An 11,477-nucleotide genomic window follows, 5' to 3' on the forward strand; every position below is an offset into this window, starting at 1 on the left:
CTACGAATACATCTGCAAATGCTGGACAAAGGAGCCCGAACGCTTCAGGCTCGATCCAATCTATCAAATGCCGGGACTAAACAACTAGTCCCCGCCGCACGAGGTCCAGTGCCAGCAAGGTTAAGCCGATGCGGAACCAGCGGCGGAAGCTTTCCTCGGGGAACTTTTCCAGGAGCCGGGTGCCGTAAAGGGTGCCGAGATAGCCCGAGGCGATCATCACGACGATGAAGGGCAGCCACTGCGCGAAGGCGAAGCCGGCGACCGAGAAGGCCACCACCTTGAGAGCGTGCTGGATCGTCATGCCCGCCGCCTGGGTGGCGATCAGCGCCTTGCGGTCGTCGGTGATGATCTGCGAGAAGGCGGCGGCAAACAGCGGCCCCGTGGCGCCGAAGAACATGCTCAGGAGCGCCAGCAGCGCGCTGCCCGCCACAAGTCCCGCGCGGCCGATCTTGGCCGCCCCCGGTATCTTCGTCCAGGTGACGGCGATCACGAAGAGGCCGAGCACAAGCTTCAGCACCGCATCGGGAAGCTGGACGACGAAAAAGGTGCCGACGACGGCACCCACCACGCTTCCCGCGATAAACGGCGCTGCGATGCCGCGCACGATATGTGCCCGCTGGTGCCAGGCCCGCCCGGTATTCGAGCCGAGCTGGATCAGCCCATGCACCGGGATGAGGGCTGCGACGGGGATGAAGAGGCCGAGCAGCGCCAGCATCGCCACCCCGCCGCCGATCCCGAAGACGGCGGTGAGCGCCGAGGTGAAGAAGCTGGCAATGACGAGAACGAGCCCCGCCGTGGCGCCGAGACCCTCCGGCAGGAGGCTGGCCAGCGCGTCCAATCCCGCCTCAGGCCTGCGGCAGGGTGAATTGGCCGGCCGGCCGGTAGGTCCACAGATAGGTGGGCAGGATGGCCTGGATGGAATGCCGGGCGATGCCGAGCCCTTCCAGCGTATGTCCGCGCTCCCTGGCCTCTTCCGAGACCACGTTGTCCACTTCGAGCATGCGCACCTGGTCGAGCGTGATCAGCGGCTTCGGCAGCATGCCGAGAATGCGGCCCTGCAGGCGAGCGATCGGCCAAGGGATGGAGACGAGAAGCCGCTTGCGGTTGATGACCTCCAGCATCTCCTCCATGCACTCACGGAACGTCAGCACCTGCGGCCCGCCCAGTTCATAGGTTGCGCCCGGCTCCAGCGCCCCGTCCACGGCCCGCGCGTAGGCTTCCGCCACATCGCCCACATAGACGAGCTGGAACTTCGTGTGCCCGCCGCCGATGAGCGGCAGGAAAGGCGAGAAGCGCGCCATGTTGGCGAAGCGGTTGAAGAAGGAGTCTTCCGGCCCGAAGATGATGGAGGGGCGGATGATGTTGGCATTCTTCACCGTCTCCAGCACCGCCTGCTCGCCCTCGGCCTTGGTGCGGCCGTAGGCTGCCGGCGAGTTGAGGTCGGCGCCGATGGCCGAGGCCTGGGTAAGGCCGGCATCGGCGGCGCGCGCGGCCTCCGCCACCGCGCGGGCGCCGAAATTCTGCACCGCGTCGAAGCGCTGGCGGCCGGATTCGTAGAGGATACCGACGAGATTGATGACGTGGTCCGCACCATCCACGGCGCGGTCGACCGACCAGCGGTAGCGCAGGTTGGCCTGTATTGCGTGCACCTGGCCCATATTGCCGAGCGGCTGCACGTGCACCGCCGCGTGCGGATTGCGGCAGGCGACCCGCACCCGATAGCCGCGCCGCGTCAGCGCCTGCACCACGTGGCGGCCGACGAATCCGGAGCCGCCGAACACGGTGACGAGCTTGGGTCTCTGGCTGATGGTTGCCATGGTGCCTCGGTCTCTTGCTTTATCCCTGTTACCGCGCTTCATAATCGCCTTTTCCGCCAAAGGCAAAGGCCCGTGAACGCGGCTTTTCATCCGCAGCCTCGTCGGCCGGCAAAACTTGGAAAAATCCATTGAAACGCCTATATCTTAGGCGATAACAGCCGTTGATTCGCGGCATCTCCAAGCGCCTTCGATGGCGCCCCCCTTAACGAAAGCATTTGATGAGCGACACGCCCGAAACAATCCCCGGCGAACCGGCCGAATACGGCGCCGAATCCATCAAGGTTCTCAAAGGTTTGGATGCCGTCCGCAAGCGCCCCGGCATGTATATCGGCGACACGGACGACGGCTCCGGCCTGCACCACATGGTCTACGAGGTGGTGGACAACGCGATCGACGAGGCGTTGGGAGGCCATGCGACGCTGGTGACGGTGGCGCTCAACCCCGACGGCTCCTGCACGGTGACCGACAACGGCCGCGGCATTCCGACCGATGTGCACACCGGCGAGGGTGTCTCGGCGGCCGAGGTCATCATGACCCAGCTCCACGCGGGCGGTAAATTCGACCAGAACTCCTACAAGGTCTCCGGCGGCCTGCACGGCGTCGGCGTCTCCGTCGTCAATGCTCTGTCGGCCTGGCTGAAGCTGAAAATCCGCCGCCAGGGCAAGATCCACGAGATGAGCTTTACCCACGGCGTGGCCGATGCGCCGCTGGCCGTCACCGGCGATGCCGGCGGTGAGACGAGCACGGAAGTGAGCTTCCTGCCCTCGACCGAGACCTTCACCATGACGGAGTTCGACTACGGCACGCTGGAGCACCGCCTGCGCGAACTGGCCTTCCTGAACTCTGGCGTGCGCATCCTTCTGACCGACCGCCGCCATGCCGACGTCAAGGAACAGGTGTTTCTCTATGAGGGCGGCATCGAGGAGTTTGTCAAATACCTCGACCGGGCGAAGAAGCCGCTGATTGCCGATCCCATTGCGATTGCCGGCGAGCGCGACGGCATCACCGTCGAGGTGGCCATGTGGTGGAACGATTCCTACCACGAGAACGTGCTGGCCTTCACCAACAACATCCCCCAGCGCGACGGCGGCACGCACATGGCGGGCTTCCGCGGCGCGCTGACGCGGCAGGTCACGAGTTACGCTGAGGTCTCCGGCCTGACGAAGAAGGAAAAGGTCTCGCTGACCGGCGACGACTGCCGCGAGGGGCTGACGGCGGTTCTCTCCGTAAAGGTTCCGGATCCGAAATTTTCCTCGCAGACCAAGGACAAGCTGGTCTCATCCGAGGTGCGCCCCGTGGTGGAAAGCCTCGTCAATGAGGCGCTCGGCACCTGGCTCGAGGAGCATCCGTCGGAAGCCAAGGTGCTGGTCGGCAAGGTGGTGGAGGCAGCCGCCGCGCGCGAGGCGGCGCGCAAGGCCCGCGAGTTGACGCGCCGAAAGGGCGTTCTCGACATCACCTCGCTGCCCGGCAAGCTGGCCGACTGCCAGGAGCGCGATCCGGCGAAGTCCGAAATCTTCATCGTCGAGGGCGATTCGGCCGGCGGCTCGGCCAAAAGCGGGCGCTCGCGCAAGAACCAGGCTATCCTGCCGCTCAGGGGCAAGATCCTCAACGTGGAGCGCGCGCGCTTCGACCGCATGCTGTCGTCGGACATGATCGGCACGCTGATCACCGCGCTCGGCACCGGCATCGGCAAGGACGAGTTCAACCCCGAGAAGCTGCGCTACCACAAGATCATCATCATGACGGACGCCGACGTCGACGGCGCCCATATACGCACGCTGCTTCTCACCTTCTTCTTCCGGCAGATGCCGGAGCTGATCGAGCGCGGGCACCTTTATATCGCCCAGCCGCCGCTTTATAAGATCACGCGCGGCAAGTCCGTTCAGTACGTCAAGGACGAGGCGGCCTTCGAGGAGTTCCTGGTCGACACCGGCCTGCAGGAAGCTTCACTCGAGCTTGTCAACGGCGAGGTGCGCGCGGGCGACGACCTGAAGCAGGTGGTGGAGGATGCGCGCGCCGTGCGCGGGCTCATCAACGGCCTGCACACCCGCTACGACCGCTCCGTGGTCGAGCAGGCGGCCATCGCCGGCGCGCTGAACGCCGCCGTGCTCGCCGATCCGGCCCGCGCAACCGAGGCGGCTGCTTACGTGGCACGCCGCCTCGACATCATCTCGGAAGAGACCGAACGCGGCTGGCAGGGCCGGCTCAACCCGTCCAACGAGGGTGCGGGCGGCTATCTCTTCGAGCGCACCGTGCGCGGCGTGCGCGACGTCATCATCCTCGACGCCGCCCTCGTCGGCTCGGCCGATGCACGCGCCATCGACCGCTATACGGGGCGCCTGCAGGAGGTGTACGGAAAACCGCCCGTCCTGAGGCGCAGCGACAAGTCCGAGACCATCTCCGGGCCGATGGCGCTGCTCGAAGCCATCTTCGCCACCGGCCGCAAGGGGCTCACCATGCAGCGCTACAAGGGCCTTGGCGAGATGAACTCCGAGCAGCTCTGGGAGACTACGCTCGACCCCAACGCCCGCTCGCTCCTCCAGGTCAAGGTGACCGACGCGACGGACGCCGACTCCCTCTTCTCGCGCCTCATGGGCGACGAAGTGGAGCCGCGCCGCGAGTTCATCCAGGAGAACGCGCTGTCGGTGGCCAATCTGGACGTCTAAGCGCTCTCCCTTGATTCTTGTTCGGCTTCGCCGGACCCCCACCCCTCACCCCTCCCTCAAGGGGGAGGGGACGAAGCCGTGCTCGACCTACTTCCCTCCCCCTTGTGGGGAGGGATTGAGGGTGGGGGGTCCCGGCGAAGCCGGCAAAAATGACTCATATGCGATAGCCCTGCCTACCCTTCGACAAGCCCAGGGGGAGGGAACTATGCGTTGCCGATCAGCATGCCGGCCGCGAACACCAGAGCGCCGCCGAGCACCACCTGAAAGGTGGCGCGGCTCCAGGGCGTTTCCATGTAGCGGTTCTGGATGAAGGCGATCGCCCACAGCTCGAAGAAGACGACGATGATGGCGATGGTTGTCGCCGTCCAGAAATCCGGGATGAGGTAGGGGAGCGCATGGCCGAGGCCGCCCAGCGTCGTCATGATGCCGGTGGTGAGGCCGCGTTTGATGGGCGAGCCGCGCCCGGAGATCACGCCGTCGTCCGAGGCGACTTCGGTGAAGCCCATGGAGATGCCGGCGCCGATGGAGGCGGCAAGCCCGACGAGGAAGGTCTGCCACGTGTCGCCGGTGGCAAACGCGGCGGCGAAGATGGGGGCAAGCGTTGAGACGGAGCCGTCCATCAGCCCGGCCAGCCCCGGCTGCACGTAGGTGAGGATGAACTGGCGCCGCTCGGTGCGCGCCTCCTCGTCGCGCGCCTCGGCGCCGAGATGCTTTTCCGAAAGGTGCTCGGCCAGCGATTCGTGCTTCTGCTCGGCGGCGGCCAGGTCGCCCAGGAGCTTGCGGGTGGCGGCGTCCTGTGTGCGCCTGGCGGCTTCGATATAGAAGCGCTGCGCCTCCTCCTCCATGAGCGCGGCCTGGGCACGCACATTCTCCAGGCCCAGCGGCCGCACCAGCCAGTCCGGCCGGCGCTGATAGTAGCCGCGCACGTGCTCGCGGCGGATCAAGGGGATGCGCTCGCCGAAGCGCTGGCGGTGCAATTCGATCAGGGAAGCGCGGTGCCGGTCTTCTTCCTCCGCCATATCCTCGAACATCGCCGCGGAATGGGGATAATCGTCGGCAAGGCCGTCGGCGTAGGCGCGATAGATGCGTGCGTCGTCCTCCTCCGAGGAGATCGCCAATGCCAGAACCTCCTGCTCCGAGAGTGAGGAGAAGGCACGGCGGTTGAAGCCGAAGAGGCGGGTGAACATGAGGCGGGGAGTCCAGTTAGTTTAGAATAATTCTAAACTAAGACCGGAGCAACGGCCCGTCAAGGATGCCCCGTTAAGGATGCCCCGTTAAGGATGCAAGGCGCGAACGGAGCGCAGATGCCGCCGCCTCAGGAGTGTTGGCGGCAGGTGGGCGCTCGCGTCCAGTACCTCCATGCCGGTGATATGACCGGCTTCGTCGTAGTCGAGCACGATCCCTTGCGAGATTTCCGCGCTCTCGACGACGGGTGCCGCCGTGAAGTGGACATAGGCGGCGTCGGTGTCCGCGTCATATTCGATCTTGAGCCGCATCAATCCAGCGTCCTCCTGAAGCGCATCAGCGCGATTGCAGCATAGATGAGGATGAAGAGCGCCAGGATGCCGGTCTCGAAGGCCACGGCCGGCAGGTCGGCGCCCTTGAGCATCACGGCGCGGATGACGCGCAGGAAATGGGTGAGCGGAAAGGTCTCGCCGATCCATTGCGCCCATTGCGGCATGCCGCGGAAGGGGAACATGAAGCCGGAAAGCAGGATCGACGGCAGGAAGAAGAAGAAGGTGAGCTGCATGGCCTGCATCTGTGTCCTGGCGATGGTGGAGATGGTGTAGCCGAGGAGCACCAGCGCCATCACGAAGATGAAGACGGCGAACAAGAGCAGCGACATGCCGCCGACGAAGGGGATGCCGAAGAGGAGGCCGGCGGTGGTGAGCACCACCGCCACCTGCACGGCGCCGACCGCGAAATAGGGCAGGATCTTGCCCAGCATGATCTCCAACGGGCTTGCCGGCATGGCGAGCAGGTTTTCCATCGTGCCGCGCTCCTGCTCGCGGGTCAGCGCGATGGAGGTCATCATGACCATGGTCATCTGCAGGATGACGCCGAGCAGGCCCGGCACGATATTGTATTGCGAGAGGCCCTCGGGGTTGTAGCGGCGGTGGACGACCACATCGAGCCCGCCGCCGGCTTCCGCCTCGGCGGGCGTGATGCCGCGCTCGCGCGTCAGTGCCTGGCTCGCCACGGTGCCGAGCGTCGAGATCGCGCCGCTGGCGACCGACGGGTCCGTGGCGTCGGCTTCGATGAGTATCTGCGCCTGCTCCCCGCGATCCACCTTTCGCGAGAAATCGGCGGGAATGGTGACGATGAAGGCCACCGCGCCGCTCTCCATCAGCGCTTCCGCTTCTGCCGCGCTCCCCACCACGTGGTTGAAGCGATAGTAGTCCGTCAGTTCCAGGGCCGAGACCATGGCGCGGGTGTAGTGGTCCTGGCTGGTGGTCACCAGCGCGGCGGGCAGGTATTTGGGGTCGTTGTTGATGGCGTAGCCGAACAAGACGAGTTGCATCAGCGGCACGCCCAGCATCATGGCGAAGGTGATGCGGTCGCGTCGCATCTGGATGAACTCCTTCAAGAGCAGCGCGCCGAGCCGGCCGAGGGAGAAGAACCTCTTCATGACATGTTGTCCGTTGCATCGCCCATGAACTGGATGAAGACGTCCTCCAAGCTGGTTTCGCCGTGCGCCACCGTCACGCTGGGGCGGCTGCCGATCTCCTCCAGCGCCGCACCCAGCAATTGCTCATCAGAGCCCACCACGTGCAGCGTCGCGCCGAAGGGCGCCACCTGCTCGACGCCCGGCAGCTTCTCGATCTCGCGCGCCATGCGCTCCAGGCCCGGCCCTTCGACCACGAACGTCGTCAGCCCGGCGTCGCGCACGACTTCGGCGACCGTGCCGCTGGCCAGCATCTTGCCGTAGGAGATGTAGGAGATGCGGTGGCAGCGCTCGGCCTCGTCCATGTAATGGGTGGAAACGAGCACCGTCAGCCCGTCGGCCGCCAGGCGGTGGATCTCGTCCCAGAAGTCGCGCCGCGCCTTGGGGTCGACGCCTGCCGTCGGCTCGTCGAGCAGCAGGAGCCTCGGCTTGTGCATGATGCAGGCTGCCAGCGCCAGGCGCTGCTTCCAGCCGCCCGACAGCGTGCCGGCAAGCTGATTGCGCCGCGTCGTCAGGCCCAGGTCCTCAAGTGTTCGGTCGACATGCTCATTAGCCGGCTTCATATGGTAGAGCCTGGCGACGAAGGCCAGATTCTCGGCGATCGTCAGATCTTCGTAGAAGGAGAAGCGCTGGGTCATGTAGCCGACCTCGCGCTTGATCTTCAAAGGCTCGGTCCTGAGGTCGTAACCGAGTACCTGGCCGTGGCCCTCGTCCGCCGTCAGAAGCCCGCACATCAGGCGGATGGTGGTCGTCTTGCCGGAACCGTTGGGACCGAGGAAGCCGACGATCTCGCCCGTATCCACCGTCATGGACACGTGATCGACGACGGTCTTGTCGCCGAAGCTCTTGACGAGGTCATGGACGTCTATGGCGTGCTGCATCGTCGGAACTCCAGTGAGTAGTAAGAAGTGAATAGTGAGTAGTGGTTGGGGGGAGGTTAGATCTGGAAACGGCGCCAGCACGCTCTATTCGCCATTCACTATTCCCTACTCACTTATCACCACATCCACGATCTGCCCGGGCTGCAGCCGCTCCGCCCCGTCTCCCTCCGGCTTGGCCTCGACGAGGAAGACGAGCTTCTGGCGTGTCTCCAGCGAATAGATCACCGGCGGTGTGAACTCCGGGTCCGGCGAGACGTAGGAGACGCGTGCCCTGAGGCCCGCCGGGCAGCCGTCGCAGCTGACGGCGAGCAGCGAGCCCACCTCGACGGCGGAGAAGGAAGGCTCCGGCACGTAGAGCTTCAGCTTCACCGCGCCGTCCGGCAGCATGGAGATGACGGGGGCCGAGGGACCGGCCACGTCGCCGGGATTGCGCACGATGTCGTCGACGCGGCCGGCAGCCGGCGCCTTGATCTCACGTTCGGACAGTCGCCAGTGCGCCTCGTTCAGCGAGGCCTTCGCCTGCTCCCAGCGCTTTTCGGCGGCGTCGATCTCCTGCGCGCGGGCGGGCAGGCGGGCGACCGCCAGGTTCGCCTCCGCCTCGCCGACGCGTGCTTGCGCAAGCTCGGCCTCGGTGCGTGCCTTGTCGAGCTCGGCCTGCGTGGCGATACCACGCCTGAAGAGGTCTTCCGTGCGTGTCAACACGCGTTCGGCTTCCGCAACCTGCGCATTGGCGGAGGCAAGCGTCGCTTCCAGAACGGCGATCTCCTCGGGCCGTTTTCCCTGCTTCAGATTGGCCAGTTGCGCCTCCGCCTCGGCCAGCGCGGCCTCGGCCTGGGCGACGGCGATCTTGGCGTCGGTCTGCTCCATCCGCGCCACGGTCTCGCCCTCCTCCACCCGCGCACCTCGGCGCGTGGCGATGGAGCGCACCTGGCCCACCTCGGTTGGTGCCAGGAGCACGTATTCGCCCTCCACATAGCCCACCGCCAGCGGCCCGGGCGCGGCACACGCGGAAAACAGTGCGGCGGCAAAGGGTATTGCGCAAAGCATGCTCATGATTTTCTGCGCCCTCGTGCGTCCAGAATGGCGGAAAGATTGCCGGTGGCCACGCTCACCACCGCGGCGGCCTCGCGCTTGCCGATGTCGCGCCAGCCCATGCGGCGTTTCACGGCTTCGCGGCCGATGCGGAAATAGACCACCTGCCCGATCAGCGTGAAGACGGTGATCTTGGTGCGCTCGCTTTCGGCGGGCTCTCCGGTGGCGGCCTCCCAGAGGCCGCACAGCCGCTTGTGCAGGGGCTCAAAGATGCCGGCATAGATCGTGTCGAGAGCGGTCGTGGGATGCGTCAGCTCGCGCAGGATGAACTGCACGATCTCGCCCGCCTCCGGCCGTTGGACAATAAAGCCCACCATGGCCTGCAGCGCCTGGCCCAGCATGGCCCGCGCCTGCCTTGGCGAGATGGGATGGGACAACGGCGCCGCCACATCGCCCAGCGTATCTTCGGCAACACTGGAGATCATGCCGACGATATAGTCCGCGCAAGCCCCGTGCAGGCCTTCCTTGCCGCCGAAATGGTAGGCGATGGAGCCGATGTTGGCGCCCGCCGCTGCGGCGAGTTCGCGCGTCGAGGCGGCCTCGAAGCCCTTTTCGCCGAAAAGCCGCAGCCCCGCGCGGATCAGCGCCTCGCGCGTGCGTTCGGCGCTGGTGAGACGGGCCGCCCTTTCCTTGATGTCGAGTTCTTGTCTAGCCATGATGGGTTTTTAATCAATCGATTGATTAATGTCAACCGTGTATCGGACCGGCCCTTGCGTCGCCGGGCGCGGCGCGCTTCTATGCGTTCAGGAGGACAGATGGCCAAGGAAACCGAGCGTAAATTCCTGGTCGCGAGCGAGGCCTGGCGCGACGAGGCTGCGGAGGTTCTCGCTATCCGCCAGTTCTATCTCTTTGTGGGGTCGGACCGCTCCCTGCGCGTGCGCCTCAAGGAAGGGCGCGCCACGCTGGCGCTCAAGCTCGGCGCCCATGCACGGGTACGGGACGAGTATGAGTATCCCATTCCCCTGGCCGATGCCCGACAGATGGAAGCCTTCGCCCGCGGCAAAATTATCGAGAAGGTGCGGCACCTCGTCCGCCACCGTGGCTATCTCTACGAGGTAGATGTGTTTGCCGGCTCGCTTTCCGGGCTCGTCATCGCCGAACTGGAGACGGCGGACACGGTGGCGGACGACGATTTGCCGCCCTGGCTCGGTCTGGAAATAACCGGCAAGCCGGCATACTATAACGCCTCGCTCGCCGTGAACGGTCTGCCGGAGTGCACCGAATGAGTTACTGCTTCGATCCGGCTCTCCCCGTCGATGTGGAGGTCCGGCGAATTGCCGGCGACGAAATAGCCACCATCGCCGCACTGCTGCGGGAGGCGCCGGAAGGGCGTCAGCACTCCCTGCACGGGGCGCGCAAGCGGCTGAAAAGGCTGCGCGGGCTCATCAAGCTGGTGCGCGAGGGCGACGAAGACTTCCACGCGCGCGAAAACCGGCGTTTCCGCGATATGGCGCGCAGCCTGTCGGCGGCGCGCGACGCCGATGCGCTGGTCGAAACGCTGGATCGTTTTACCACCGGCCCCGGCGCCAGGGCCGCTGCCGAACTGGCGGTCATCCGGACCTATCTGGAGAACCGCCGCGACCGCATCGTGCGCGAGCATGCGGAGCGGGACGCCGTGCCGGCCGCGCTCGCCTCCCTTGCCGAAGCGCAGGCGGCGCTCGAGGCGCTCGCCCTTCCCCGCACAAGGCAGGAGGGCGCCCGGCTTTTGGCCCGCGGCGCCCGCGCCATGGTGGCCACGGCGCGCAGGGCGCTGAAGATGGCGAAGAAGGGCGGCGGGGCCGAGGACTTTCACGAGCTGCGCAAGGCGCTGAAATATCACTGGATGCATTTGAGCCTGCTCGGCCATATGTGGCCCGGCCGAACGCCGGCGCACCGGCGCCGCGCCGACCGGCTGGCCGAGAAGCTGGGCGAACTGAACGACATCTGCGCCATGTACCACATGCTCGACCAGGAGGAGGCGGAGATCGCGGCACCCGACGCCGTCAGCACCTTCCGCAAGCTTCTCGCCACCCGGGAAAAGACGCTGCGCAAGGCATGCCTCAGCCAAGCCGCGGCCCTCCTGGAAGGAGAAGGCAAGAAGCTGCGATCGAAGATTGAGCGCGAGATGCGCAAGGCTGCTTAGCACTACAGTTGCGGTTTTCGTCGCGCCCCTTCACGCCCCCTCTGGCCTGCCGGCCATCTCCCCCGCAAGGGGGGAGATTGGCTGTCACAGGCCGCTTTCGCCAATCGCCGACGTTCCAGAACGGGCGGGGTGTAAGCGATGGCTGATCCCCCACGAGGGCAGGGCTATCGCATATGAGTAAAGAGCTCATGGAAGAAGTCTCTATTCCAGTTTGCGCGGCGCATTTTACTGGCG

The 11,477-nt window shown here is 65.7% G+C and carries 11 protein-coding genes; 3 read left to right on the top strand and 8 right to left on the bottom strand.

Features of this window, described 5'->3' with window-relative positions; translation table 11 throughout:
• Positions 1-76 precede the first annotated feature (76 nt).
• The gene (locus tag GM910_RS26140; RefSeq protein WP_159593704.1) at positions 77-838 is read right to left on the bottom strand and encodes a sulfite exporter TauE/SafE family protein; all 762 of its coding nucleotides are present in this window, start codon (positions 836-838) and stop codon (positions 77-79) included.
• A gap of 7 nt (positions 839-845) precedes the next feature.
• On the bottom strand, positions 846-1,817 hold the full coding sequence (locus GM910_RS26145; protein ID WP_159593706.1) for a complex I NDUFA9 subunit family protein: 972 nt from the start codon (positions 1,815-1,817) through the stop codon (positions 846-848).
• 218 nt (positions 1,818-2,035) lie between these two features.
• Between GM910_RS26145 and gyrB the strand changes: the two genes are divergently transcribed.
• Complete coding sequence (gene gyrB, locus GM910_RS26150; protein ID WP_159593708.1) at positions 2,036-4,483, top strand: DNA topoisomerase (ATP-hydrolyzing) subunit B; 2,448 nt, start codon at positions 2,036-2,038, stop codon at positions 4,481-4,483.
• A gap of 203 nt (positions 4,484-4,686) precedes the next feature.
• On the opposite strand, the gene mbfA is transcribed toward gyrB, so the two are convergent.
• From mbfA to GM910_RS26180, 6 genes are all read right to left on the bottom strand, one after another.
• The gene (gene mbfA / locus GM910_RS26155) at positions 4,687-5,670 is read right to left on the bottom strand and encodes an iron exporter MbfA (RefSeq protein ID WP_159593710.1); all 984 of its coding nucleotides are present in this window, start codon (positions 5,668-5,670) and stop codon (positions 4,687-4,689) included.
• A gap of 87 nt (positions 5,671-5,757) precedes the next feature.
• Complete coding sequence (locus GM910_RS26160; protein WP_159593725.1) at positions 5,758-5,979, bottom strand: DUF2283 domain-containing protein; 222 nt, start codon at positions 5,977-5,979, stop codon at positions 5,758-5,760.
• The gene (locus GM910_RS26165) at positions 5,979-7,112 is read right to left on the bottom strand and encodes an ABC transporter permease (RefSeq protein WP_159593712.1); all 1,134 of its coding nucleotides are present in this window, start codon (positions 7,110-7,112) and stop codon (positions 5,979-5,981) included. Before GM910_RS26165 ends, GM910_RS26160 begins: the two co-directional genes overlap by 1 nt.
• Positions 7,109-8,029 carry an ABC transporter ATP-binding protein gene (locus tag GM910_RS26170; protein ID WP_159593714.1) on the bottom strand — a complete coding sequence of 307 codons (921 nt, stop codon included), beginning with the start codon at positions 8,027-8,029 and terminating at the stop codon, positions 7,109-7,111. The genes GM910_RS26165 and GM910_RS26170 overlap by 4 nt, the downstream gene beginning before the upstream one ends.
• A gap of 105 nt (positions 8,030-8,134) precedes the next feature.
• Positions 8,135-9,082 carry an HlyD family secretion protein gene (locus GM910_RS26175; RefSeq protein ID WP_159593716.1) on the bottom strand — a complete coding sequence of 316 codons (948 nt, stop codon included), beginning with the start codon at positions 9,080-9,082 and terminating at the stop codon, positions 8,135-8,137.
• Positions 9,079-9,777 (bottom strand): CerR family C-terminal domain-containing protein, encoded by a 699-nt coding sequence (locus GM910_RS26180; protein ID WP_159593719.1) that lies wholly within the window; start codon positions 9,775-9,777, stop codon positions 9,079-9,081. The genes GM910_RS26175 and GM910_RS26180 overlap by 4 nt, the downstream gene beginning before the upstream one ends.
• Positions 9,778-9,876: 99 nt before the next feature.
• Here GM910_RS26180 and GM910_RS26185 point away from each other — a divergent pair, with 99 nt between their 5' ends.
• Both GM910_RS26185 and GM910_RS26190 read left to right on the top strand, forming a co-directional pair.
• A complete protein-coding gene (locus tag GM910_RS26185) occupies positions 9,877-10,347 on the top strand; it encodes a CYTH domain-containing protein (protein ID WP_159593721.1) in 471 nt (156 codons plus the stop codon).
• Positions 10,344-11,243: a CHAD domain-containing protein gene (locus GM910_RS26190; RefSeq protein ID WP_159593723.1), complete on the top strand. Its 900-nt coding sequence runs from the start codon at positions 10,344-10,346 to the stop codon at positions 11,241-11,243. The genes GM910_RS26185 and GM910_RS26190 overlap by 4 nt, the downstream gene beginning before the upstream one ends.
• Positions 11,244-11,477 lie beyond the last annotated feature (234 nt).

This window comes from Chelativorans xinjiangensis (genome assembly GCF_009812055.1).
Classification (GTDB): domain Bacteria; phylum Pseudomonadota; class Alphaproteobacteria; order Rhizobiales; family Rhizobiaceae; genus Chelativorans; species Chelativorans xinjiangense.